Source organism: Microvirga ossetica, assembly GCF_002741015.1.
Lineage (GTDB): Bacteria > Pseudomonadota > Alphaproteobacteria > Rhizobiales > Beijerinckiaceae > Microvirga > Microvirga ossetica.
In genome coordinates this window covers 49,612-73,902 of sequence record NZ_CP016620.1, presented here as the reverse complement: position 1 = coordinate 73,902, position 24,291 = coordinate 49,612, and the positions used below count along the sequence as shown (strand labels likewise).

27 protein-coding genes and 1 pseudogene are annotated in these 24,291 nt (G+C 62.1%); 8 read left to right on the top strand and 20 right to left on the bottom strand.

What is annotated here, in order from left to right:
• Nucleotides 1-5: 5 nt before the first annotated feature.
• From BB934_RS43220 to BB934_RS43210, 3 genes are all read left to right on the top strand, one after another.
• Nucleotides 6-1,460: an IS4 family transposase gene (locus BB934_RS43220; protein WP_099508970.1), complete on the top strand. Its 1,455-nt coding sequence runs from the start codon at nucleotides 6-8 to the stop codon at nucleotides 1,458-1,460.
• Between the two features lie 567 nt (nucleotides 1,461-2,027).
• Nucleotides 2,028-2,348: a hypothetical protein gene (locus tag BB934_RS43215; protein ID WP_099515744.1), complete on the top strand. Its 321-nt coding sequence runs from the start codon at nucleotides 2,028-2,030 to the stop codon at nucleotides 2,346-2,348.
• Between the two features lie 119 nt (nucleotides 2,349-2,467).
• Nucleotides 2,468-2,716: a hypothetical protein gene (locus BB934_RS43210; protein WP_099515743.1), complete on the top strand. Its 249-nt coding sequence runs from the start codon at nucleotides 2,468-2,470 to the stop codon at nucleotides 2,714-2,716.
• A gap of 221 nt (nucleotides 2,717-2,937) precedes the next feature.
• On the opposite strand, the gene BB934_RS48140 is transcribed toward BB934_RS43210, so the two are convergent.
• The 6 genes and pseudogenes from BB934_RS48140 to BB934_RS43185 all read right to left on the bottom strand — a co-directional run bounded on the left by BB934_RS48140 (nucleotide 2,938) and on the right by BB934_RS43185 (nucleotide 6,834).
• Entirely contained in the window at nucleotides 2,938-3,105 is a 168-nt protein-coding gene (locus BB934_RS48140; RefSeq protein WP_157934534.1) for a hypothetical protein, read from the bottom strand.
• 33 nt (nucleotides 3,106-3,138) lie between these two features.
• Nucleotides 3,139-3,345, bottom strand: a complete 207-nt coding sequence (locus BB934_RS43205) for a DUF6894 family protein (RefSeq protein ID WP_099514582.1) — start codon at nucleotides 3,343-3,345, stop codon at nucleotides 3,139-3,141.
• A gap of 206 nt (nucleotides 3,346-3,551) precedes the next feature.
• Nucleotides 3,552-4,334 carry a maleate cis-trans isomerase family protein gene (locus tag BB934_RS43200; RefSeq protein WP_099515742.1) on the bottom strand — a complete coding sequence of 261 codons (783 nt, stop codon included), beginning with the start codon at nucleotides 4,332-4,334 and terminating at the stop codon, nucleotides 3,552-3,554.
• Nucleotides 4,335-4,471: 137 nt separating this feature from the next.
• A pseudogene (locus BB934_RS43195) lies at nucleotides 4,472-5,763 on the bottom strand (ISNCY family transposase).
• 107 nt (nucleotides 5,764-5,870) lie between these two features.
• Entirely contained in the window at nucleotides 5,871-6,269 is a 399-nt protein-coding gene (locus tag BB934_RS43190) for a hypothetical protein (RefSeq protein ID WP_099515741.1), read from the bottom strand.
• Nucleotides 6,270-6,336: 67 nt separating this feature from the next.
• Nucleotides 6,337-6,834 (bottom strand): helix-turn-helix domain-containing protein, encoded by a 498-nt coding sequence (locus BB934_RS43185; protein WP_099516120.1) that lies wholly within the window; start codon nucleotides 6,832-6,834, stop codon nucleotides 6,337-6,339.
• 218 nt (nucleotides 6,835-7,052) lie between these two features.
• Between BB934_RS43185 and BB934_RS48135 the strand changes: the two genes are divergently transcribed.
• The gene (locus tag BB934_RS48135) at nucleotides 7,053-7,274 is read left to right on the top strand and encodes a hypothetical protein (RefSeq protein WP_157934685.1); all 222 of its coding nucleotides are present in this window, start codon (nucleotides 7,053-7,055) and stop codon (nucleotides 7,272-7,274) included.
• A gap of 574 nt (nucleotides 7,275-7,848) precedes the next feature.
• Here BB934_RS48135 and BB934_RS43175 read toward each other — a convergent pair.
• The gene (locus tag BB934_RS43175) at nucleotides 7,849-8,220 is read right to left on the bottom strand and encodes a response regulator (RefSeq protein ID WP_099516119.1); all 372 of its coding nucleotides are present in this window, start codon (nucleotides 8,218-8,220) and stop codon (nucleotides 7,849-7,851) included.
• Between the two features lie 100 nt (nucleotides 8,221-8,320).
• Complete coding sequence (locus tag BB934_RS43170; protein WP_099515739.1) at nucleotides 8,321-10,276, bottom strand: hybrid sensor histidine kinase/response regulator; 1,956 nt, start codon at nucleotides 10,274-10,276, stop codon at nucleotides 8,321-8,323.
• Between the two features lie 270 nt (nucleotides 10,277-10,546).
• Between BB934_RS43170 and BB934_RS43165 the strand changes: the two genes are divergently transcribed.
• Nucleotides 10,547-11,245 carry an IS6 family transposase gene (locus tag BB934_RS43165; RefSeq protein WP_099516118.1) on the top strand — a complete coding sequence of 233 codons (699 nt, stop codon included), beginning with the start codon at nucleotides 10,547-10,549 and terminating at the stop codon, nucleotides 11,243-11,245.
• Nucleotides 11,246-11,348: 103 nt separating this feature from the next.
• Here the strand turns inward: BB934_RS43165 and BB934_RS43160 are convergent, their stop codons facing one another.
• The 9 genes from BB934_RS43160 to BB934_RS43120 form a co-directional block, all read right to left on the bottom strand.
• A complete protein-coding gene (locus BB934_RS43160) occupies nucleotides 11,349-12,422 on the bottom strand; it encodes a PIN domain-containing protein (RefSeq protein WP_157934684.1) in 1,074 nt (357 codons plus the stop codon).
• 257 nt (nucleotides 12,423-12,679) lie between these two features.
• Nucleotides 12,680-13,294, bottom strand: coding sequence for a hypothetical protein (locus tag BB934_RS43155; RefSeq protein WP_099515737.1), 615 nt, complete (start codon nucleotides 13,292-13,294; stop codon nucleotides 12,680-12,682).
• On the bottom strand, nucleotides 13,291-14,106 hold the full coding sequence (locus tag BB934_RS43150; protein ID WP_099515736.1) for an inositol monophosphatase family protein: 816 nt from the start codon (nucleotides 14,104-14,106) through the stop codon (nucleotides 13,291-13,293). Before BB934_RS43150 ends, BB934_RS43155 begins: the two co-directional genes overlap by 4 nt.
• A gap of 38 nt (nucleotides 14,107-14,144) precedes the next feature.
• Nucleotides 14,145-15,503, bottom strand: a complete 1,359-nt coding sequence (locus tag BB934_RS43145; RefSeq protein WP_099515735.1) for a metallophosphoesterase family protein — start codon at nucleotides 15,501-15,503, stop codon at nucleotides 14,145-14,147.
• A gap of 389 nt (nucleotides 15,504-15,892) precedes the next feature.
• Complete coding sequence (locus BB934_RS43140) at nucleotides 15,893-16,285, bottom strand: hypothetical protein (RefSeq protein WP_099515734.1); 393 nt, start codon at nucleotides 16,283-16,285, stop codon at nucleotides 15,893-15,895.
• An 88-nt stretch (nucleotides 16,286-16,373) separates the two neighbouring features.
• Nucleotides 16,374-16,814 carry an NUDIX hydrolase gene (locus BB934_RS43135; RefSeq protein ID WP_099515733.1) on the bottom strand — a complete coding sequence of 147 codons (441 nt, stop codon included), beginning with the start codon at nucleotides 16,812-16,814 and terminating at the stop codon, nucleotides 16,374-16,376.
• Nucleotides 16,815-16,817: 3 nt separating this feature from the next.
• Nucleotides 16,818-17,510, bottom strand: coding sequence for an NnrU family protein (locus tag BB934_RS43130; RefSeq protein WP_099515732.1), 693 nt, complete (start codon nucleotides 17,508-17,510; stop codon nucleotides 16,818-16,820).
• Nucleotides 17,511-17,564: 54 nt separating this feature from the next.
• Nucleotides 17,565-18,074, bottom strand: coding sequence for a nuclear transport factor 2 family protein (locus tag BB934_RS43125; RefSeq protein WP_157934683.1), 510 nt, complete (start codon nucleotides 18,072-18,074; stop codon nucleotides 17,565-17,567).
• A gap of 1 nt (nucleotide 18,075) precedes the next feature.
• Nucleotides 18,076-18,693: a TetR/AcrR family transcriptional regulator gene (locus BB934_RS43120; protein ID WP_157934682.1), complete on the bottom strand. Its 618-nt coding sequence runs from the start codon at nucleotides 18,691-18,693 to the stop codon at nucleotides 18,076-18,078.
• 270 nt (nucleotides 18,694-18,963) lie between these two features.
• On the opposite strand from BB934_RS43120, the gene BB934_RS43115 reads away from it, so the two are divergent.
• The gene (locus BB934_RS43115; RefSeq protein WP_099515729.1) at nucleotides 18,964-19,899 is read left to right on the top strand and encodes an NAD-dependent epimerase/dehydratase family protein; all 936 of its coding nucleotides are present in this window, start codon (nucleotides 18,964-18,966) and stop codon (nucleotides 19,897-19,899) included.
• A gap of 32 nt (nucleotides 19,900-19,931) precedes the next feature.
• Here the strand turns inward: BB934_RS43115 and BB934_RS43110 are convergent, their stop codons facing one another.
• Nucleotides 19,932-20,738, bottom strand: a complete 807-nt coding sequence (locus BB934_RS43110) for a GGDEF domain-containing protein (protein ID WP_157934681.1) — start codon at nucleotides 20,736-20,738, stop codon at nucleotides 19,932-19,934.
• A 195-nt stretch (nucleotides 20,739-20,933) separates the two neighbouring features.
• Here BB934_RS43110 and BB934_RS48130 point away from each other — a divergent pair, with 195 nt between their 5' ends.
• Nucleotides 20,934-21,140, top strand: coding sequence for a GcrA family cell cycle regulator (locus BB934_RS48130; RefSeq protein WP_157934680.1), 207 nt, complete (start codon nucleotides 20,934-20,936; stop codon nucleotides 21,138-21,140).
• Between the two features lie 98 nt (nucleotides 21,141-21,238).
• Here the strand turns inward: BB934_RS48130 and BB934_RS43105 are convergent, their stop codons facing one another.
• The gene (locus tag BB934_RS43105; protein WP_099515727.1) at nucleotides 21,239-22,366 is read right to left on the bottom strand and encodes an anhydro-N-acetylmuramic acid kinase; all 1,128 of its coding nucleotides are present in this window, start codon (nucleotides 22,364-22,366) and stop codon (nucleotides 21,239-21,241) included.
• Between the two features lie 284 nt (nucleotides 22,367-22,650).
• Here BB934_RS43105 and BB934_RS43100 point away from each other — a divergent pair, with 284 nt between their 5' ends.
• The gene (locus BB934_RS43100) at nucleotides 22,651-23,301 is read left to right on the top strand and encodes an SOS response-associated peptidase (protein WP_099515726.1); all 651 of its coding nucleotides are present in this window, start codon (nucleotides 22,651-22,653) and stop codon (nucleotides 23,299-23,301) included.
• Between the two features lie 117 nt (nucleotides 23,302-23,418).
• Here BB934_RS43100 and BB934_RS43095 read toward each other — a convergent pair whose 3' ends face one another.
• The gene (locus BB934_RS43095; protein WP_099516117.1) at nucleotides 23,419-23,868 is read right to left on the bottom strand and encodes a DUF3597 domain-containing protein; all 450 of its coding nucleotides are present in this window, start codon (nucleotides 23,866-23,868) and stop codon (nucleotides 23,419-23,421) included.
• Nucleotides 23,869-24,291: the final 423 nt, after the last annotated feature.

Genomic DNA, 24,291 nt, shown 5'->3' with positions numbered 1-24,291 from the left:
GGGCCATGACAAAGACGTCTCTTCCGACGCATCCTCTGGGAGAGGCAGCCAATGTTATTTCCTGGGTCGATCAGGAACTCGCTGGGTGCCGCTTTCGGGACAATCGTCTCGGCCAGCGCCTGCGCAAGCTCCTGACCCACATGGCCGGTGCCATTGGCGGCAGCCTTCCGCTGGCCTGCCAGGATTGGGCTAACACCAAAGCGGCCTACCGCTTCCTGTCCAATCCCAAAGTTTCCGACCATGAGATCCTTCAGGGCCATTTCCAAGCCACCCGAACCCGCTTTGCCGCCTTCGGTGGCCCTATCTTGGTCATTCAGGACACAACCGAACTGTCCTACGAAAGAGCACAGCCTGAACGGATTGGTGCGACCCGCCGGGTCAACAGCGGCCGGGACAAGGAAGGTCGCTCCAGGATGCACACGGTCTGCGGGCTGCTCATGCACTCTTGCCTGGCTGTGACCGCGGATGGGCTGCCGCTGGGGCTTTCGGCGATCAAGTTTTGGACGAGGCCTCAGTTCAAGGGCGCCCGGACGCTCAAACGCAAGATCAACCCGACCCGGGTGCCCATCGATCAGAAGGAGAGTATCCGCTGGCTGGAGTGCATGAGGCAGTCCGTGGCGCTGTTCGGTGCTCCTGAGCGCTGCATCCATATCGGCGACCGGGAGAACGACATCGACGAGTTCTTCTGCACGGCTCAGGCTCTGAGCACGCACTTCCTGGTCCGAACCTGCGTGGATCGGTTGGCGGGCGATGGCCAGCACACCATCGCGGACGAGATGGCAGAGGTGAAGGTCAAAGGACGGCATCAGGTCGAAGTTCGCAGCCCGAAAGGCGATGTGAGCCTTGCCACCGTAGAGCTCAAATACCGCCGGATCCACATCCTGCCTCCGATCGGCAAGCAGAAGCGCTATCCAGCCCTGAGCCTGACGGTGATCCACGCACAGGAGCGTCATCCACCCAAAGACCGGGCGCGGATCGACTGGAAGCTGATCACGGATCTGCCGGTACGATCCCGCGCGGACGCGATCCAGATGCTCGACTGGTACGCCATGCGCTGGAAGGTCGAGCTGTTCCACAAGATCCTCAAGTCCGGGTGCCGAGCGGAGGAGACCAAGCTGAGAACGGCCGAGCGCCTGGTGAACCTGCTCAGCATCTACTGCATCCTGAGCTGGCGGATCTTCTGGATGACGATGCTCAATCGTGTTGTTCCGGACGTGCCGCCGCGGCTGGCCTTGACGGACTTGGAAATGGACCTGCTCGACGAGCTGGTGCGAGACAAGGGCCAGGTGCTGCTGCGGAGCAAGACGCTCGCCTACTATTTAACTAAGATCGCCCGCATGGGCGGCTACCTTGCCCGTGGCCATGATCCTCCGCCAGGAAACACCGTCATGTGGAGAGGACTATCCCGCCTGATGGATATCGAACTCGGCGCTAGGATTGGGGCGCAAATCTATGGGTAATTGAAAGCTCGGCCCAGCGGTGACGTATCTTGAACGACGTCGTAGACGGTGACTGTGATCTGCTTCATATCGACGGCGGTTCGTCTGTGCGCGCGTGAGGGCGCGATTTCGCAGAACTCCCTGTATGGAATTGGAGGCAAAGAAACACCCCAGTCGCGATCTGGGGCGTTTGAGTTGCTAGATAGGATGGTTTGAAACTAACTTTTCTCCGGCTCGAAAACTGTGAGCCAGCTCACACAGGCGCTTTATCCGCGAAAATCCTTGAGCACTGCGCGTCAGGTCATCGGGCGCCCTTGCCCGAGGCTGAACCGTATTGCGCTGCATCTTTACGCACACACGAGGGGTGACGCCCCCTTCTGGGGAATAGGCCTCCTCGCGTGGCAAGGCTCATGGACTGCGCGACAGCGGTCGCCTTCTCATGCGCGGCTCCGCAAAAATAAGCATTTCGCCTGTGTGATCCAGTTCACAGTCCCAGTCTGCAAAGTAGTTCAAAGTCCAATCATCGCCAACCGAGAAACGCATCTCAGGCGGTATGAAGCGCAACACTTACTTGCAGAGGATTATCTCATGGACATCAACGTCAATGCCAGCCCGATCACTCAAGTCGCTACCACGACTGCTGTTGGTGGACCCGGCATCTTCGGTGATGGTGGTGATGCCACCGCGGTGACGAGCCAGCACGCCGACAGCTCGAACATCCAGCTGGGCGACAACCACTTCCCGTGGGGTGGTGGTTATGACTACGGTCCTGACCTTAACGTCAATGCCAGCCCGATCACGCAGGTGGCCGACACCACGGCGGTCGGCGGTCTCGGCCTCTTCGGCGATGGCGGTGACGCCCTCGCGTTCACGAGCCAGGACGCCGACATGTTTAACGTCCAGGGCTAACCATTACCTCTTGGAGCGCCATCGGCTGCGAGCCTTTGGCGCTCCGTTTCTGCTTGCGTCGCTTTCCCGCCTTCCTGATCTCTCGGGAGACTGGCGCGCCCATCAACCGGGAGCGTCCGATGCCTCGTTTCTACGACACCTGCGCAGGGCCCATCAGCGGTCTCTATCTGCCTCCCGTCGCCTGGGACGTGCTTCAGCGGGAGAAGATCCAGACCCTTGAGCAGCTCGTGGATATTGCTGACCGGCTCGAGCAGGTCGAGGGGATCGAACCCAGGATGGCGGAAGTGATCCGGGAGGCCCTCGCCCGTGTCGCACCACCTAAAGAGCAGATAGTAGGTGAGATGCTGCAGGCAACATGGTGCGCGTAATTCGCATAACGCGCAGTATGAAACCGCGCTGAAGCCGCTACGGAAAGTTTATCTTGGCGGTTTCATAATGCGTGTACCGGGCGCGTTGCGTATCATCCCGACCTCGCTCCATTGCCTCCAAAGCGGGAAAGACGCCCTGGCTGAGGGTCCAAGACGCCCCTGGCTGCGCGTTTCATTCTCGGCGGCAAATTTCCGATGAGCCGATTTCTGCGAACAGATTGTCATTCCTGACGCCAGTAGCGAGCCTTTATGGGCTTGACCGCCGGTGTTGAAGGGCGGGCCAAGAGCTGTCTGGACGTATGGTCCTCCCGCGTCTTGAGGATGGCCATGGCCCGCGCCACCGTGTCCTCGACCCGGCGTGAAAACCCGAACATCGGAAACCTCACCATCGCGGCTCTCCTCATCCAGAGGGGGAAAGACAATCATCGAGAGGTGACGAACAGCACCTTGCCGATCTCGTCGGTGATCACGAAACTCCGGCTTACCCGGCCTTGCCGGTCGAACACCTCGGACCAGACGGCCAGGGTCAGTTCTCGATCCTCGAGGCTCAAGAGGCTCGGCAATTCCTGTCCGGCCGCATCCCAGATCAGCCGGTCGTCAATAAGGGTATGGAAGAAGTAGCGCGGCAAGATGCGACCCCGTTCCTGTCTGGATCAATCACTGGACGCTTGCGGCGCCTCGCCATCAACTAGCTTAAGTTTTGACTGGTGGACGTCATTTCCATAGTCTCAATTTAACTCGACCAGAGCGTCGTGCTTGATCGCTTGGGTCAATCATTTGACCATTTTGGACAGCCCGCGCCATTTCGCATAACCCCCAGTATGGAATGCGGATCTCATGGGTTCGCGGTCGCAAAGATCCTACCGTAACCAGTAATCTCTCGGGGGTCGGCGCCGGCGGCCCTCAGGGCTGCCCAAAAGAGCACTTGGTTTGCCGTCAGCACGGGGCGCCGCAGGTCCGCTTCGAGGGCTGAGATCACGCCGACTGCTCTGAAACCGTTCCCTCCGATGACGAGGGCCTCGGCGCGGGCTGGCATGTGAGACACCGCCCAGGCGTGGAGCTGCTCCGGGGTAATCGCTCTTTGGTTACTCGGCAGGTCGCATGGCGCGGCATACACGACTTCGAGCCCAGCCGCCTCATAGTAGCGCCTTCCAAGCTCATTCAGCTCGTCATCGAACCAGGGAGGATCAATCAGGGCAATCCGCTGACAGCCAAGCACCTGCAGGGCGCTCAGAGCTGCGGCGCAGGTCGCGACAACCGGGATGCCCCGGGATCGCTGCTCAAGCCGGGCAGTCATCGCCCTTTCGGCCTCAGGGCCGATCACGTAAGCCGAACTCGTGAAGCCGAACGCAATCGCGTTGATTGGAGCTGCCGCGAGAAGCTCTGCAGCGTTATCGACATGGGGCGGGTCTGCGAAGGCGCGGACCGGGGCCAGCGGGATCGTCGGATCCATCTCGCCCCCCGCAGCCATTGCGCCAAAGGGAACTCGGGCGGCATGGATCCCGACGGTGGGAGGAGCCATCGCGTTCATCTCGGATTCGGGATTCACGTCGGCATGTGGGGTCAGCACCCCAATTCGCACCCGCGCATCCCACCCGTCCGGCTGCCACCTCACCATTGAGGCCTCCTGACTGCTCGAACGCCCCCATCCTTGATTTATACCATGGCTGAAGTGCTGCGTTGTCAGAACTCATTAGACAAGTCTCTGATTGTCCTCCTTAGAGATGTCACCTCCGGGGAGTGACTGCTGAGAGCTCAACCCACCTTGAACAGGCTCTTGCCTTGGCCGCGCCGCCGCGGGGCGCTGTTGCTCCGGCTCATGTCGAGCTCCTTCTGCCGCTCGGCGATATAGGCCAGAACCGGGCCCAGCCGCTTGTTCTCGACGACCGCCGCCTGATCCACCTGCTGACGGCGGTCAAAGGGCCTGTAGGGCAGCTCCAGGCCCTTGTGCTTGATGGCAAAGCGCCCATCCGGATAGTCATAGACGGTCACCCGCTGGCGGGCGAGGGACAGCGTGATCGCGTTCGGCTCGAGAATGAACAGCACCTGGTCGTACTGCAGGGTCAGATTGCGCGAGACCGTCCGCTCCTCGCGCCAGGCGAACACGTCATCCAGCTCATCGTCCTCGCTGAGCGGGCGATGCAGGTCCTTGTCGCTGTAGGGCGCCTTGGCAAAGCGGCGGTTGAAGTCCGCCATGAATGCCGGCAGGAAGGCATTGCCCGCCTCAAGGGTCGAGATCCCAGCCAGTCGCATCTCCTTGACCAGGCGGTCCTGCAAGGTGCCGTTGGCGCGCTCGACGCGGCCTTTGGCTTGGGGCGAGTTGGCGCAGATGATGTCGATGTTGAGCTGATGCAGCGCCCGAACTGGGTCATGCCGTCACCGCCCACCGCTCCTTTGCCGTTGACGCGGAAGACGGCATGCTTGTCGGAGTAGAACGCCACCGGCTTGCCGTAGGCCTCCAGGTACTCCCGGGTCGATCGGAAATAATCAAAGGTCGACTCGGTCTCGACGAACTTCAGGTGCATCAGCCGGCTGGTGGCATCGTCAATGTAGACCAGAAGCGTGCAGGGTGGGCCGCGATCCTCGAACCAGGAGTGCTCGGAGCCGTCGATCTGGACGAGTTCGCCGACGCAGTCGCGCCGATAGCGCGGCTGGTGCACCCCTTTGAGCTTCTGCCGGCGCTCCTGCCAGAGACCCGCCGCGATCATCCAGCGCCGGATCGTCTCGACACCCAGATCGATGCCGTGCCGCTCGGCGAGCTTCTCGCAGGCGAGCGTCGGGCCGAAATCGGCATAGTTGGCTGTGATCAGCGCCAGCACCTCGGTCCGCAGCGCCGCCGGGTAGGAGCGGTTGCTGGGCTTGCCGCGCCGGCGCGACACCAAGGCCGTGGGACCACCGGTCTGATAGGCCTTGAGTAATCGGAACACTTGGCGCCGTGTGATCCGCAGCAGTTGGGCAGCTTCGCGCACCGTAATTCGCTCCGCCACGACGTCCCGCAGAATGTGAACCCGATCGATCTCCGGCCGGCTCATCCCGATCACCGTCATCAGACCCAATCTCCCCAGCACCATCACCCAGGGAGAGTGACATTTGTAACGGGGAGAGGAGTGACCTTTCTAACGGGGTTCTACACGCGTAATGCCGATAAGGCGCATTAGGGAACAGGCTGGATGCGGCGTTCACGAAGGGCGAACGCTGGTTCAAAAATCGCTGTCGCGTTTGGCGGTAGGATGGCACAGCGGGTTGCATAGCCCAGCCTGTAGCCATTCCCATCTTGGATACGCCCGCACCAATGCCCCCCAGCTGTTTCACCCGTGTCACCGAGCAGCGCTCGATACTGGATAGTAAAGTCTGGCACAACGATCCACTCGCCATCGACGAACATTTGCACCCCGGTCGCTGTCATCCGGTAAAGAGCCGGTCGACAATCCTTCTCATTGCAACAACTGCCCCCCAACCTGTCCCTCAAATGCGAGTAGATGTCATGGGCTTCGGTGGGTGGCTCGAAACTGAGCAGGGCGATCGCTGTAAAGAGCTCAAGCTTGAGAGACATAGGCCGCTCTCCCGCATGATGGGCAGGCGGCGCTCGTCAGAGCGTCGGGAACGCTACTGCGGTCATTTTACTCCCGAATAAGGGTCCTGTCGCGCCCGCACCTAAAGCCGCGCGCAATTTCGCATAAGCCACAGTATGGAATGGTCGATCGCCTCGACGAAGCCAGCTTCAAGCTCGGCGACGCCGTGACCGTCCTTTGCGCGCGATGACTGCTGCGCCAGACCGACGGTGGCTGACCCGCCCAGCGCCGGAAGGCGCGGGTGAAGGCGCTGATCTCGGAGTAGTTCAGGATCTCGGCAATCTGGCTGAGCGTCAGGTCCGTCTCGGCGAGCAGCGTGCAGGCAATCTCGCAGCGGACCTCGTTGGCCACCTGCCGAAACGTGCGGCCTTCAGCTTTCAGGTACCGGTATAGGGTCCGGCGGGACACCGCGTAGAGGCTGGCGACCATGTCAGACGTACAGGTATTCCGGATGAGCTTGACCCGAAGCGAGCGCTGCACCTCCTCGGTGAGCGGTCGTCGGCCATGAGGCGATTGGGACAGGTCTGCCTTGCGGGGGGACGGCATTTCCATCGCATCAGTCTAACGCAGCCGGAGGGCCGTGCTTGTTCGCTTGTGACAGTCTTATGGCAGTTTGGGACACCGCGGCTCACCCCGCGCGAAAACTCGCAGCCCAATTTCGCAGAACACCCAGTATGGAATGCTCAACTTTGACAGGGCAGAGGCTGTTGCCGTTCCGGCATCGTGCCCCATAAAAGGCTCCGCTTTATAGGGGTGCCTCAATCATGAAAACCGCAGCCGAATACAGAAAACACGCTGAAGAATGCCGAGTGCTCGCCAAGCAGGTGCCCGAGGGCGAGCATCGCGATCAGCTTCTGGAGATGGCAAGAACCTGGGACAACCTGGCCGCGGATCGGGAAACGTTGGTCCGGAACCACCCCGAACTCGATACCGCGAAAAACCTGATCAGGGCTCAAGCACATCGAAGTAGCAGATTGAGCGAGTGAATTTCGCCTAAGTGTCAGTATGGAATGAGCTAGCACCGCCCCTGACCGGCCTACAGACGAACGATTTGGTAGCCCAAGAGGACAAGTAATGTGAGTGCCAAGACTGTAAGCCAGATCAACCCAAGGCGGGTGGTCTTCGCATGCTGCGTTAGCCGGGCCTCAATGCTCTCCAGCTTTTGCAGCTTCTCACGCACTTCACGGTAGTCGGTCATTTTGCCCCGTGTAATCGTTTACACGAGACTTGTCCTTGCAGCGTTGCAATGGCACTTTTTCGCAAAAGCCAGTGCAGAAATCTGCCCGCCTAATTCGCAGAACTCCCTTTATAAGCCGGATAAAGGTGCGTTCGAGCAATCAGGGCAGATCCGCGTCCTTGCGGGCGTAGGCAATCGCCATGGCTCGCCCGATCGCGCTGTCCCCCTCCGGCGCTCACCACTATCCGCCTGACCGGCTTGTCGCCGTCCTTGTAGCTCGTCTCGCTTGGTCGGACTGGTTCATCTCGGTGCTCCGGCTTGGGTGAACCCGCCCACCACAGAATGTGCGGGAAGTTCCACCCCACTGGAGAAACCAGGGGCTTTCAGGGCGTCGAGACGAGGGCGGCTGTGATTGCGTGGCCCAGAGCCTCTTGGTTGAACGGCTTTTGCAGGGTCGGCAGATCCGCATAAGCCTCCTTAAGCCCGTCGCTGCCGTAGCCCGTGGCGAAGATGAATGGAACGCCCTTATCCCGGAGCATGTCCGCCACTGGATAGGTCAGTGCGCTACCCAAGTTGAGGTCCAGAATCGCCAAGTCGAAGACTGCGCTCCGGCTCAGGGCAAGTGCCTCCTCGAGGCGCGTGGCGACCGCTGCCAGATCATGGCCGAGGTCCTCGAGCATATCCTCGACCAGCATCGCAATCATGGCCTCGTCCTCGACGAGGAGAATACGGCGGCCGGTAGTATGTGGAGGCATCGTCATCCGCTTTGCTTGGGCCTTGCACGCTGTGCCACTTCAAGGCTGCTGCGTGCTCCAGCCTTACGCGGTCGGGTTTGCGGCCAGTTGAGCAACTTCCTTAATGCGATCCCGTGCGGAGAGCCCGGAGCCTCTCGTCCAGTTCCGTCCAGCGGTATGGCTTGCTGATGAAGGAAATCTCCTTCAGCTCAGGATGATCCAGTGCAGACATTGGATAGCCCGAGGCCAGCAGCAGCTTCATGGCCGGCCGCATGCGGCGAGCCTCCTGAGCCAGTTCAACTCCGTTCATGCCACCAGGCATAACAACGTCGGAGAACAGCACATCAATCTGCTCCTCCTGCTTGAGCACATCGAGGGCCGCACGAGCGTTCGAGGCTGAGAGCACATCATATCCGAGGCTCTCGAAGATCTGGATGGCCATGTCCAGAACGTCCGGCTCGTCCTCGACAATCAGATCGGTGCCGAGACTCTGCCGGGGCGGCTGTGCCGCTTCACCTTCGCCTTCATCGTCATCCTCACCTTCACCTCCGGAAATGGCGGGGATGAAGAGCTGGACACGCGTGCCTTTGCCGATCTCGGTATCCAACTCAACCTGTCCACCGGACTGGGTCACGAACCCGTAAACCTGGCTCAGCCCGAGCCCTGTTCCCTTGCCGACTTCCTTCGTGGTGAAGAAGGGCTCGAACACCCGCGCCTGCACATCCTCGGGAATACCCGGCCCGTGGTCGCCCACCGTGAGGGCAACATAGCTGCCGGGCTGAAGACTCAACAGGTTGGCACGCTCCTGATCGAGCGTCACATTGCGCGATGAAATCATGATCTTTCCGCCCTCCGGCATGGCGTCACGAGCGTTGACAACAAGGTTCAGCAGGGCAGCTTCGAACTGTGGGACGTCCACCTCAATGGATCGGACGCTCGAAGCCAGCGTGATGTCGACAGTGATCAGCTCCCCACAAGCCCGGCGCAGCACGGCCTCGAATCCTTTGATCACGGCATTTGGGTTCGCCGTCTCCGGCTTCAGGGGCTGGCGGCGGGCAAAGGCCAGAAGCTGGCGGTTGAGGCTCTGGCCCCGTTCGGCGGCGCGATGCATGCCCTCGACGATCTTGGTGTCCTTGGGATCCTGAATACGGCGCGAGAGCAGATCGAGGCCGTTCACGATCACGGTGAGTAGGTTGTTGAAGTCGTGTGCAATCCCGCCCGTGAGCTGCCCGATGGCCTCCATCTTCTGCGCCTGGAACAAAGCCGCACGGGCCTGCTCCAGGGCGATCTGGGCTTCTCGGCGCTCTGTCAGATCACGGGTGATCTTGGCGTAGCCCAGCAGGGTTCCATCGGGAGCAAAGATCGGATCGATGACCACGCCAGCCCAGAACCGGGTGCCATCCTTGCGGACGCGCCACGCCTCTTTCTCAAAGCGTCCTTCCCGGGCAGCCGTTGCAAGCGACACTGCCGGGAGCCCCGCTTCCTGATCCTCTGGGGTATAGAAGCGCGAGAAGTGTTGGCCGACGATCTCGTCCTCGCTGTAGCCTTTGATGCGCTGAGCTCCCGTGTTCCAGTTCGTGATGCAGCCGTCCGGGTCAAGCATATAGATGGCGTAATCGGTCACGCCCTGCACCAGCATGCGGAACCGCTCCTCGCTGCGCCGCAGGCTACCCTGAGCGAGCTTGCGCTCGGTCATGTCGCGGGTGATTTTGGCATACCCGATGAGTGTCCCGGTTGAGGCGTCGCGGATTGGATCGATAACCACGTGAGCCCAGAAGCGGGTGCCGTCCTTGCGGACGCGCCAGCCCTCATGTTCGAACCGCCCTTCCTGATCGGCCGTTCGTAGGGCCCTGCGCGGCAGGTCAACCGCGCGGTCTTCCTCGGTATAGAAGCGCGAGAAGTGTTGGCCGATGATCTCGTGGGGCAGATAGCCTTTGAAGCGCTGTGCCCCGGGGTTCCAGCTTGCCACATTGCCCTTCGGGTCAAGCATGTAGATGGCGTAGTCGGTGACGGCCTCCACCAGAAGCCGAAAGCGGTCTTCCTCGCGTTGTCCGCTGTGTTGTTCTTCTAACCCCATGCGCCTGACCTTGAGCAATCCACAAACGATGGGGCGTATCTAGGCAAAAGGATCAGCAACTCAAGCTTGGCTATTCGCGGTGCTCAACATCGATCGTTCTTATGCCTCGGAATGTAGGGGCCAGGTCGAGGACAGGTGGGCATAACTGTGTAGTCATCGCTTACAGGCCGAGCGGCAAAGTCTCGCTTGGGCCAACCCTACGGATCTGTCGCAACAATTTGTTTCAGAGTTTCAGCTATTGAGACCTCAGTCACAATATTGGAGGACGCGGTGTTCAAGGGCCGGCATTTTGATCGATCCGTGATCCTGCTCTGCGTCCGGTGGTATTTGGCTTACAATCTGAGCCTGCGGAACCTGGAAGAGATGATGGCCGAGCGGGGCATCTCCGTCGATCATGCGACCGTCCACAGGTGGGTTATTCGCTACTCGCCCGAACTGCTCAAGCGCTTCAACCTTCGCAAACGAAGCGTCAGCCGGAAATGGCACGTGGATGAAACTTACATCAAGGTGCGCGGGCGTTGGACGTATCTCTACCGGGCCATCGACAGTAATGGCGACACGGTCGAGTTCTGGTTCAGCGAGCGGGGTAACCTTACTGCGGCCAAACGGTTCCTGCGCAAGGCGCTCAAGCGCCACGGCCGGCCCGAGAGGATCGTCATCGATGGCAGCCAGACCAATCGGGAAGCCATCCTGGCGTGTGATGCTGAGAGCCGTCTGCAGGATCGTTCAAGACGCGGGCTCAAGCCGATCAGCATCCGGCAGAGTCAATACCTTAATAACCGGATTGAGCAGGATCACCGCGCCGTCAAACGCCGCGTGCGTCCAATGCTCGGCTTCAAGTCCGTTGCCAGCGCCCGCGTGATCTTACGTGGCATCGAGTTGATCCATATGATGCGCAAACAGCAGGCGAAATATGCCTGCAATCAGCAGCTGTCGCTAGCCGAGCAATTCGAGCGGCTCGCTGCATGAGCGCGTAACGAAGACCTGCCATTCTCTCGTCCCTACTCCGGATTTGCGACGGAACCCATGATTGAGCTGGTCGAATAGAATGTCCCTGCTTGCCGGGTATCACCTACTCGTCGTCGTCCCATCTGGGGTCGATGTTGCCGAAGTCGATTGACACACGGGGCGGCGTTATCTCGATCTCGTGGACGTCCGGCTCGTGATCGAACTGACGACCAATCCAAATGACCAGTGAGATCTTGATGGTTTCATCGCGGTCCACGGTGTTGGAGCCCATGCTGACGTAGTCGCGGTCGACACTGTCACGGACCGAAAATTCAAAGGTTCCGGAGAAGTTCACGATCGCCCGTACCATCATCGAGAAGAGAATACCCTCCTCGTCCGCGTTTAAGACTTTCACCTCGCTGTCTTCGTCGATCTCCCACCACTGCAGCGCGCATTCGAGGGTCTCGAGGTCATACTCCATCGCCGACCAAGCCTGGATGTCTGGATCGAAGGTCTCTAGGAACGCCTCAAGCGCGGTCTCAACGGCGGAATGGAAATTTGGCGCCTCGCTGTTCCGCAGGAGGCCAACTGCGCGCTCCGCAACGAAACGGCTTTCGCTATTAAAGTAATCAAGAGCGGTCGCGAGGTCGTTCACGCAGATCAAGTGATCGGACGTGTCCGCAAATGACTTCCAGTCTCCATCGCGGCTCACTAGCAGCATGATCGTGTTGTTATGCGCCGCCCATGCCTCTAGCGACAGAAGCGCCAAGGCATCAGGGAACTCGTTCTTTTTCGCTTCGCTCCTCGAGAACGGGGCGATTGCATCGAAATATCTCCTGAGCACTTCGGCGTGGGTGACGAGCCCGTCGGCACAAATGAGTTCGTACGCTACGTTAATGGAGAACTCCGAAACGGCTTGGTCCGCAAGTGCCTGTGGTGTTCGTCCTGTCCCGAGCAGGTGGGCGACGGCAGCACTGTCAATATCGTTCCGCCACGCCTTCCTTATCCCTTTCAAAGCAGTATCAAGCTTGAGCTTAGCCCCCGCGGCGCGATCTGCTATGTGGGACTTCACCTCGCCGAGCACTACCTCGGAAAGCACGAATTGAGTGGCGGTGCCACGGAATTGGCGAAGGCCGAGCAGCGCCGGGGACGCGAGGTTGTTCTGGTATTGATCGAAGATGGACGTGTCGAGAGACACGGCTCCAATTCGCCCCATAGCGATGTGGGCTTGTAACTGGCTTTTGTCGAATGCAGGCATAATCAATGTGCTACATCAACAGATCACCGAATGCCAGTTAGAGAGCAGATGGATCAACATGATCCTAGCTGCCGTTTAACTACCCTAACTGGCCCTTCCCCATGTCAAAGACGCTCTCGTTGAACATTCTCGCGCAAACGACTCACGTGGCCTCGCGCTCGGGTCGGTTAGCCATCTGACTGGAGACTGGTGATGAGTTACCCAGCAGATGACGAGACGTTCAAGCCCGAGACTGCCCCGTCGCGTGCCACGAGGGCGATCTGGATGCCGGCCTGTCTGACGAGAGGGCGGCTCCGCCAGGTCTCCGCAAGCTTGCGGAACACCGGCGATTCCGGCACCACGGCGACCACGATGTCGTCGGCGGAGACGTCGAACAAAAGCGCCTGGCCCAGTGCCGTCGTGAGCAGCGAATGCTCTGCTCGTCCGGGCTTGTGGACCAGCGGGCCCTTCGTGCATTCCGCGACAATGCGGCGGCCGTTGACTTGGGTGACCACGTCGCCCTCGCCCGGCCGTGAGTGCACGCGGATGGTCTTGTCGCCGCGCCGGTATGCGCCGGTCCAAGCGTTCCGGCCGACCTGCGGCTCCTTGATTGGCTCCCATCCGGTGCCGGCCATGAAGCGGCCGATGTCGAAGTCGACGGCGTCGCCGACCTTGATGCTCGCCACGTCGATTCCGACGCTGGCCATCGCTCCGGAGCCGGGCAGCGATAGGATGAACGCGGCTAACCGCAAGGCCACTTCTGCCTCAGGCATGCGGTAGGCTTCGAGCCCAAGCTCTGGCAGGCTCCTCGTCGGATGCAAGGACCCGCTCATTCGGCTCGCCCTTTCAGGAGGGTGCTCCTGACGGTATCCCATACCTCGCGGCTCTGGCCGATGAGCAGGCCGGGCCGCTGGTCCGACGGCCGGTACTCCGATCCATCGAGGCGGGCGACATGCCCTCCAGCCTCGGTAACAAGGAGCGCGCCAGGGGCATGGTCCCAGGGCAGGAGACGCCAGAACATCAGGAAGTTCTGAGTGCCCTGGATGATCGAGGGATAGTCGACGCCGGCGCATTTGGCTCCCGGCAGCACTTCCGAGAGACGGGCCGCTCCCGCCTGGAATTGCTCCTTGAGCTCCTCCGGCAGGAACCGTGTGAGCACGGAGCCGCGGCATTCAGAGGCGGATAGGGAGACCGTCGAAGCACGAACGCGGACGCCGTCGATGAAGGCTCCCTCACCGCGGGAAGCGACCGACAGTTGGCCGCTGACCGGGTCCAGGAGCCACGAGGCCATCGTCCGGCCGTCCTGCAGGAACGCGACCATGACGGAGAAGGCGGACGAGCCGGCCACGAAGTTGGCGGTCCCGTCGAGTGGATCGACTAGCCAGACGCGGCCTTCGTCGAGCCCGTCCATCAGCGACGGATTCGTGGCCACGGCTTCCTCTCCGACGACACGTGAGCCGGCGAGGAGCGCCGCCAACCTGGGGCTGATGATCTGCTCGGCCTCCCGGTCTGCGACCGTTACCACCTCGCCAGGTGTCTTCTCCTCGACGTCGCCTGCCAGCAGCTTCCGGTAGCGCGGCAGGATGGCCTCGGCGGCGGCCTGGCGCATGATCGTCGCCACCTCGTCCATCACGTTTGAGCGCATCAAGCTCCCCTCCTTAGTACCGCCGTCCTGGCGAACCTCTAGCCGATGGCAACCTTAACCGTCAGGTCCGGTCCCGCGAAGGGCCGGTCCCCGCCGCCATGCTGCCCATGTCCGACGCTCCACCGGTCGGGCCAATGCAGCGTCTCCAGCCCCGTCGCGGACGCGGCCGCAAACGAGGTCCACCGTCCCTCGCCCCAAGGCTGATGAAGCACGCCGCCCGGCCCCATGTCGGAGTTGATGGCGAGATGAACGTCGAAGTCTTGGCCAGCCGGAAGGTCGGGGCCGATCCAGTAATGCGGGCTGCGACCTGGTTCGCGTCCCATGACCAGGGTCAGGGTTTGCCGCGGTCCCTGCAAACCAATCCATACCGGAGCGATGCTTCCAGGCGAGAAGGCGGATAGCAGCGTCTGCGCCGAGCTGACGGCGTCGGCCGCCATGCGGCCCCGGAAGCGGAACTCGACCCTGCTGCCCGATTGCAGTCGTCCAGTGACAGACGCGAGACCCTCGCCCCTGGCAAGGTCCCGCCACCGTTCGGTGGAGAACGGTGCCATCGGCCATTCCAGGCGCTCGCGCGCGACTCCGTCCGTGTCGAGGACTTGATAGCGCAGCCCATGATCGTCGAGCGCTGCTTGGACGCAGTGGAGATACTCGATCCCCTCCGGCATCCGGTGGGCCGTCCCCGCCCCTGCCGTGCAGATCTGGAGCACGCCCCGGTGCACCTGCACGTCGAAGGCGAGGATATGACTGCACAGGTAGGCGAGCACGTCCGCCTCCACCAAGATGTCCCAGAAGCGGCCCGCGTGCTCGGGGCCGATCTCGTGCTGGTACGGTCCGGAGAAGCCATTGACGGGGTAGATGGGATGGTGGCCCAGAACGAGCTTGTGCCGGGCATCGGCATGCTGGTGCAGCACGCTCTCGAGCCACTCGGTCTCGACGTGCCCCTCCCCGCCCAGTCCGGTCCAGAGGGTGTGGACGACGACCAGCAGGAGGTCGCCGCGCCTGACCCAGTACGACAGCCCCTCCTGCCCGGGTGGCCCGTTCCTGGGCAGGTCGAGCACCTCCCGGAACACGTCCTCGCTCACGGTGTCGTAGGTCGTGTGGTTCCCGGTGGTGTGCCAGAGCGGGATCGTCTGGCGGTCGAGCCAGCCCATCTCGTGGTCGAGCCAATGCCGCCACTGCGCCCGCAGCGCGTCGGCGTCGGCCGTGAGGCCGATGATCTCATCGCCTGGGAAGAGGATGAACTCAGGCTGAGGCCACAGCCGGCGGATCACCGCGTTGACTGAGGCGAACGTCGCCTCATGCGGGGCACCGGGCACGCCGGAGCAGGCGTCGCCATAGAGGACGAACTGGTGGCCGGGGATACGGGGAAGGAGAGCCGGGATTTCGTCTTGGAGCATTTCGGCTAAGGTCCGGAGAGCAGAAGCCAAGACATGCCTCACGCTTCACGATTTGAGAACCGCCGCTATCGAATAAGGTGCCGTGCCCGGTCGGAGTAGCCACGAGCCTGACCGAGGCGATCGCTCTGTGCCTGGGCCTCGCCAAGGCGGAGGCGATCGAATTCTCGAGGGGACCAACTGCATTCAGCGCCGCGCGATTCCCCATTAGGGAGGGCGAGGCCCAGGTTGCCGGAACCGGATACCGTGAACGCTTAAGCCGTCATCTCCCGGATCACCCACACGATCTCGGACATGCGATATGCCTTTGGGCACAAGCCGCGCGTCGGGCGCTTCTCCTCTGGCCCCACAGTCTCTGGATTGACGAGCCGTCTTAAATCCGCCCCTTTGGATCAGCCCCCGGATCCGCTCAGAGCCGAAACGATGAGGACGAGCGCCACCACCATCAGCATCCAGCCAGGATGGCGGCCGCGCGTCGCCCACAGGTTCGCGACGGCGCCGAACACGTAAAGGCTGCCCACGAACGCACCGAGTGCGAGCTGCGCGTCGCGGCCCAGCCAGATCGCCGCACCAATGAGGGCGAGACCGCCGAGGAACCAGGCGAAGGTGCTCAGATGCAGGAGCGGCGGCACGAGCCGGCGCGTCGAAGGCGCCATCCGAGCGTCGGCGGCGACGAGCTTCCCGATCGGCTTGACCACCCAGCGCTCGATCAAGACGCCATGGACCACCGCCACGAAGCAGCCGATCCCTCCCGCTAGTCCCAGTGCCACGTCTTGCCAGTTCATTTCCAGACACCCCTGCGCGACCTTTACCGACCTCGAACAGACGTGAGCCGGGTGGGCTCATCCGCTCGAGCTGACACTCCCCCGACCGCTACGGTGGAACGCGTGTTGTGACCTCGAGCGAGCGAAAGATCGGGACGTATTCCGGTGCGGCGAGCTGTGTCAGCCTGCAGGCGGCGCGAACCGGAAACCACCTCAACTCGACATGCTCATCATTCCGTAGCCTTGGTTCGCCGCCTGACCAGCTGACGATTTGGAACAGCACGAGCACGCCGCTCTTAGGCAACGAGTGGCGAGAATGCTCATCGTAAACGAGTGGCCGGATTCCAATCTCCTCCTCCACTTCCCGCAGCAGCGCGTCCTCGAACGTTTCGCCCGCTTCGACATGGCCGCCAATGACGTCCCATGTGTCGGGACAGACAGCCCTCTCGGCGCTGCGTCGGCCAAGCAGCAGCATCCCGTCGCGCACGATCAGCGCCCCGACCAGTGCCGCTCCCTCTTCATTCTTCGCGCTGAGAGCTCTTTCATCCATGGGCTAAGGCACCGCTGAGACACCGAAGAGGTACGGATGCGCGAGTATCAGCAGGGCGTACAGAGCAAACCCGGCCAGAGGTCGCCACCAGCCGATCTCTCTAAACTTGAGGCGTTGGCGTCTGGTCGCGATCGCCTGGAAAGGAACGTTGGAGGTTGCTGTGGCGAACGCTTTCCAGTTGTCGCCAAACGCCCGATGCCGCTTTGCGTCGATGCTCAGCGTGCCTGTCAATGCAAGCACGAGCAGCGTCCCGAAAAATCCCCATGCGGCGACGCTGGGATCAACGAGCATGTGGCCGGCCGCAAAAAGGGCTATGCCCCAAAGGAAAGGGTGCCTCGAAATCCGAAGCACACCCCGCACGATATCGCGATCAGAGACTGCCGCACCCATCCCCGCAATGGTCGGGTTGCGAGTTGTTACACCTGCAACAATGAGCAGAAAAGCCAGAAGTTGTAACGGAACTTGCAGGATTGCGAAGGTCGCACGCGGGGTAAATAGCAGCCCGTTCCACGCACTGGTGCGAGCCGATAGAAATCCGAGCCACAGCCAAATCAGGCAAGCCAAAGACGCGAGCGCGAACGCACGTCGGAACGGCGTTTCGCCGATCAAGCCTACGATGCGATCACGAACATGGCTCCCGGAGACGATCCGGTGAAGAGCGAAGAAGGTCAATGCGGCAGCAGCCAGATTCAGCATGTCGCCGCATCCTCCCCGCGATCGATAACGCGCAGCCGGATGCGAGGCGACATGTCAGCTCTCCGCTGACACTAAACGGCTGGCCCGCTTCAGAAACCCGATGACCGCAGCCGTGTCGAAGTGGAACATCCGGGCGTCGATGATGCGACCGTCCTTCATCTGGTAGACGCTCACGGCAGGCATGTCGAAGACTTCTCCGTCGGCGGACGTCCCCTTCTGGCGCCACAGAACGATAACGTGGTCGCCATCGGCCAGGAAGCGTGGCTCAAGGCTTCTGTCGTTGATCGATTGCAGGCCTTGCCATGCGGCATTGAACGCTTGCGCGTGGCGCGCCACGGCGTCGTCTCCCGAGTAATCGCCGCCACAGGGAAGACCGAAGGCCTCGTGGATCACGACGTCGGGGTCGTACATCTCGACATAGGCCGCCCATCGTGCGGCGAAGTCCTTCGGATCGCCGCGGGTCTCAATCGCCTCGAAAAGCCGACGCACGACGGCGATATTGGCCGCGCAGCCGCCGCGCCTCATTCCGTCTGCAACGCCCGGGCTATCTGGTTCAGGGCTCATATCAATCTCCCTGCTTGCGTGTTCCCGTTGCCTGTTGGTCAAGGATCGCATTGACGGCCGCAGCAATGAGGCGGTCGACTGCCAGGGGCGGAACCTCGTTGGCGCCGACGTAGCGGCGGACCGCCGCGAACGGGACATCCAGGATCGCAAAGTGCGTCGTCAGCCTGGCCGCTTTGGTATTGGCGTTGAACAGCCGGGACGTGAATTCATGCATGACGTCGCGAACCTGCTGTCCGAGACGCGCTGCCTCGTCCTGCATCGGCTTTGGCCAGCCGCCGCTCATGAAGTCCTCTCGCCGATGCAGGAGCATGATGCGGGCTCCCGCGAAATCAGCCCGGACGGTTCGCGGCAGCGACAGGGCTGCTTCGACCGCGGCCTTACGAGGATCGACTTCGTCGAGGGCACGCGCGAACGCGTTTTGAAAGAAAGTTGCCTTCTGCAGCCAGACCCGGCCGAGGAGCTCGTCTCTCGACTGGAAGCGGTGATAGAGGGATCCGCTCGGCGCACCGAGCTTGACGGCGATTTCGCCCATGGTGGTCGCACCCGGCCCCCGGGCAGCGACGATCTCTGAGGCCGCCTTCAAGATGGCATCGGGAGTAAACTTGGCTGGGCGGGGCACCGCTACGTCACCCTTTGCTCGGATCCCGAGGTCGATCGACTCAATTAGATAATAGACTCTAATATCGAAAATAGGTAATTTCAACTGGGTGTGGATTGGCGATCTGCGATGGTTTGGAACCGCGTAGCCTTCGATTCTCGATGCCGGCCGTGCCTCGTGCCGCCGACCGCTAATTGCCTCGCGACGAATTCGCATGAGGCTGAAAGCGTTCGTGCTCTATCACCGCCCTGAACGTTTGAATTCCCAGCTAGAACTCAATGGGGAGGTTCCATGCGCATTTTCCTGACCGGAGCAACCGGTGTGATCGGGCGCCGCGTGGTTCATGAGTTGAGCACGCAAGGGCATCAGGTGACGGCGGTCGGACGCAACTCTGCCAAACAAGAGACCTTGCGGCAGGCTGGAGCTGAACCTGTCGCCGTCGACCTGTTCGATACCGAGGGGCTCCGGCGGGCAGTGGCTGGCCATGATGCCGTGGTCAATCTGGCGACCCACATGCCGTCCTCATCCACCAGGATGCTCTTCCGCAGCGCGTGGAGAGAAAACGACAGGATCCGAAAGGTGGCCTCCAGCAACTTGGTTGATGCGGCTCTGTCGGCTGGTGCGAATTTGTTCGTGCAGGAGTCCTTTGCTCCGGCTTACCCGGATAGCGGCGATCACTGGATTGACGAATCCACGCCTCTCGTCCCGGCCGCCTACAATCGCACCATCATTGATGCGGAGGCAGCGGCGCAGCGTTTCACCGACGCTGGTGGACGCGGTGTGATTCTGCGGTTCGCCGCCTTCTATGGCGCAGATGCCCTGCAAGTACGCGATTTGATCTGGTGGGTTCGCAAAGGATGGGCGCCTCTTCCGGGCCTGCCAGGAGCCTACATCTCCTCAATCTCGCATGACGATGCCGCCGCCGCAGTTATCGCCGTGCTCAGGGCACCTGCCGGTGTTTACAATGTCGCGGATGATGAACCAGTCACGCACCGGGCATACGTGGACACTCTGACCGCGGCGCTTGACGTCTCCTCCCCCAGATTACCACCCGCGTGGCTTACGCCCCTGTTAGGCTCGGTCGGGCAGGTTTTGAGCCGATCGTTGCGGATCTCGAACCGCAAGATTCAGCAGGAAAGCGGCTGGGCTCCGCGTCTGCGCAGCGTCCGCGAGGGGTGGCCTGAGATTGTCGGGGCTCTTGGTGCGGGTGGACGAGGTTCAACATAATCCGATTGTACAGGCATTCTCGGGTTTCAGACCTATGCGAGGTTTTGGTAATCCGCGGTTTTGCCGGGAGGGAGAGCCTCCTTAGCACGGGCCGACAGTTCGATCTGGTTCCGCCCGGAGCGCTTGGCCAAATAGAGCGCCTCGTCGGCCTCCGAGTACAGCCGCTCGAACGGCTCGGACGAATGGCGGATAGCGATGCCGGCCGACATTGTGATCCGGACTGCGCCGCCAGGCGTAACAAACGGTGTCGCCTCGATTGCGCGCAACAGTTCACGGAGCGCCGACATAATCTGCTCCAGTGAGGCGTCTGATGAGATGAGAGCAAACTCCTCCCCACCAAGGCGCCCCACCAGCCCGAATCCAGCCAGATGCTGGGTCATGATCTGTCCGACGGCCTGAAGGACAGCGTCGCCCGCCCGATGACCATAGGTGTCGTTCAAGGCCTTGAAGCGGTCGACGTCCGCGATGACCAGCACCATCGTCTGCGGGGTTGGAGCCTCGCTGGCCTCCATCAGGGCCCGCCGATTGGGCAGCCCGGTGAGTGGATCGGTCCGGCTGAGATCCTCCAAAGCGTCCTTGGCACGCTGCAGCTCCCATTGCGCGCGAGCGAACATCGTGGCGACCGGCGTTGCGATCACGGTCACGGCGGCGACCGTCACGGCCCACGACCTGAGGGCGGTCACCCAGGTGGTGAAGAACATGAGTTGCTGAGCAACGTCGATCGCAAGGGCAGCGACAAGGCTGAAAGCGGTCACAACGACAACGTAGCGAATGAGGTCTCGCCTGCTGGTAATTGTCGGCCTTGCCAGGCGGGTCAGGAAGGTTCGGACAGGGGACATCGTTCTCGGCTCAGTGAGCCTGCCTGATACCATGCTTCAGTCAAATTCCTAGTTGGGGGCAGTGCCGCAGGTACCTTCTCAGTTCCGAGCGTCACCGGCTGCTCCCTTTACCGAAACAGCGCGATGAGATGCCTTCACTCGTGTCGCGACCCGGGACTTCCGCTAATCGGCCCCGCCGTGCCATAGGTGCCCGTCATGCAAGAGCCAGACCCCAGACAACGTACGAAACTCCTCAAGATCGGAACGCGGCAGTGCCGCTTCATCGTCTCGGGCGAGCCGCGCAGCGCCGTCTGCTGCGGAGCCCCGACGCTCGAAGGATCGAGCTGGTGCGATTGGCACCGGCGGCTCGTGTATGTCCCGGCGCAGCCCGCGAGGCTGCGCCGGGAGGCCATTGCGTCGTAGGCAAGGCGCTCCGGACAGCCCCTGATTCCGGGCTGAAACGCGCAAGTGACAGTTTATGCGCTGTACCTTTCGGAATTGGCGCTGAAGGAACTCGTCGCCTATGCGGCCTCATCGAACATGGCGATGCGCCCGCCAGTGATGGGTTGCGCGACACCTGTCGTGAGCGGGAAGCTGATCGGCAGGCCACGAAGCGCCCGGACGGCCAGAAAGGCAAAACATTCCGCCTCGACGGCATCGCCGCGCCAGCGCACATCTTCGGCCATGACCGTCTCAATCCTCGCGCGATGGCGAATGGCTTCGACCAGGGTAGGGTTTCTCCGTCCGCCACCGCAGAGGATGAGGCGTGCCGGCCGTTGCGGCAGCAGATCGAGCGCTTTGCCTACCGCGCCTGCCGTGAACGCCGTCAATGTCGCTGCACCATCCTCCAGGCTCAACCCGTCAGCCATGGCTGCGGTGAAGTCGTTGCGGTCGAGTGACTTTGGGTAAGGGGCCGTCAGGTAGGGATGCTCCAGAAGCCGAGCGAGACGAGCCTCGTCAACGACGCCTCGGGCAGCGACGGCACCGTCGCGGTCCATGTCGCCAAGACCATGTCGACCGATCCAGTCGTTGAGGGGAGCATTGGCCGGCCCCGTGTCGAACGCGACCATGGTGTCACCGCCCCACCAGGTCACATTGCTCACGCCGCCGAGGTTGAGGACGGCTGCGTTCGGCTTGACGTCGATGCTGCGCAGGAGCGCGACGTGGTAGCTCGCCGCGAGCGGAGCTCCCTGTCCGCCCGCCATCATATCCGCCGTGCGAAAGTCATAGGCCACGTTCGTACCGATGAGGCTGGCCATCAAAGCCCCGTTCCCGAGCTGCCGCGTCTGTCCGCGACGCTCCACTTCAGGGGCTCGGTGGAGCATAGTCTGGCCATGAAAGCCGACGACGGCGATGTCCGATGGCTTGATGCCGTTCTCGTGGAGAAAGGCTGTGACGGCCGCTGACTGCGCTCGGGTGAGGGCGTCTTCTGCCCGTGCGAATATTGCAGGCTCAGGCCCTTCAAAGTTCCAGTCGCGTGCCTCCGCCATAGCGTCTCGGAGAAGGGGGCGGAGCTCGGGCGGATAGGGCGCGAGCGTCCAAGGCCCGAACTCCTGGATCGTCTCGCCGTCGGTTTTGATCAGAGCGATGTCGATGTTGCCGTCGAGGACGGTTCCGGTCATCAGTCCGACGGCCCAGGCTGGCGTCATGGCGGCAATCTCCAGGTTCCGGATGCGGTGAGCCTACCCCGCTAGGGGCTATTCATAGCTCGTGCGCCGAAAAGGATCCTATCATCAGGTCAGGCCGTCACAACGCCAAATCAGACGCTGTCCCGTCCGGAGATTCCTCAGACCCCATGTCGACAGGCTGGCCTGTGAATTCGGAGATCGCTGTCGTCGTATTGTCGGCCATGTCGGAGCTATGCCAGCCTCTTCACCTTTTGAGAACCGCCGCAACCGCATAAGGTGCCATGCCCCGCCGGAGGACCCCGCCCGTGTGCAATCTCTACTCGAGCTACACCACCCAGGAGGCGATGCGCCGGGCCTTCGAGGTCGCCCGCGACAGTGCCGGCAACGTGCCGCCTCTGCCCGCGATCTTCCCGGACCAGATGGCTCCTGTGGTGAGAACGCTCAACGGCGAGCGTGAGCTGATCCGGATGCGCTGGGGCTTCCCGCCGCCGCCCAAGGTCGGCACCCAGCCGGTCACCAACGTGCGCAACGTGTCGTCGCCGTTCTGGCGCGCCTGGCTGAAGCCGCAGCACCGGGCGCTGATTCCGATGTCCAGTTTCAGCGAGTACGCTGACACCAAGCCGCGCAAGACGCCGGTGTGGTTCGCGCTCAATAAGGACAGGCCGCTTGCCGCCTTCGCGGACATCTGGCGGCCGTGGACGGGCGTGCGCGGCACGAAGGCCGAGCCGGTCGAGGGTGAGCACCTGCTCTACTCGTTCCTCACGTCCGAGCCGAACGGCGTCGTCGGACCGGTCCACCCGAAGGCCATGCCGGTGATTCTGACGACCCGGGAGGAGTACGAGACCTGGCTCACCGCGCCGGTCGAAGAGGCGTTGAAGTTGCAGCGGCCGCTGCCCGACGACATGCTCGAGATCGTCGCCGAAGGCGCGAGGTCCGACCAGCCGGAGGCCGCGTGAGGCGCGCGATTCCCAGATATATGCGCAGGCTGATCAAACACCCCCGGAAGGCCCGCCCGCCTTGGCACGCTCCAAGCCGCCGATCACCTTGAAAGGCCCCGTTAACGCGGCGCGGCCCTAGTCCTTGAGGTCGTCGGGCACCTTGCCGCCACTCGCCGCGAGCTTGCTCATGACCTGCTTGCGCAGCCAGACGTTCATGGAGGCGGAATCGGAGGTGTCGCCGGTGTAGTTCAGCTCCTTGGCGAGTTCCTTGCGCGCGTCGAGGCTGCTGTCGAGATCGAGCAGCTTCATCAGGTCGACGATCGACTTGCGCCAGTCGAGCTTCTGCCCCTTCTTCGCGGCGCGATCCGTCAGCACCGCCTCGACGTCGACCTGGGCCATCGGCGTTGCGCTCGTGGCCGAAGAGGCCGCCGTGCCTTGGGGCACCGAAGCCGTCGTTCCACTGGCACCAGGGGCTGCGGCAGACCCTGGCGTGGGCGGTGCCGTGGCCGATGGCGCTTGAGGAGCTTCCTGCGCTGTCGCAGATCCTCCGAAGATTGCGTCCTTGATCCTGCTGAAGATGCTCATCGTGTCATTCCCTTGAACCTGCGTCCCGGCAGCTCGCCGTGTCACCGGAATGATAGAGGCGGTATCGAACGCGACAACGACGCCCGTATGATCAGCGCGTTCCGTCGGCCCTGGCGGGAATGGAACCTGCTCCACGATGTGTCGTGAACTCCAAAGGTCCGCTCAGGGTGTGCGCCGTGACAAGGCGGCGCTTTCCAGTGGGTGCAAGTCCCACCCGGCAAAAGCTCCAGCCGGAAGCAACCGGAGCAGTCATGGAGGTAACGAAATGGCTGAAGCCTTCGGATAGCGGGTCACGAATTGGTGACCGCGCGAGTGTGCAGGCCGCAACGTGAGTGAACGCTGAGCAAGCCTCGAAAAGGACGATGTGCAGGCCGACCCGACAACCCTTTCGGGGAAGGCTGATACGGCTGGGTGAATGAGCAA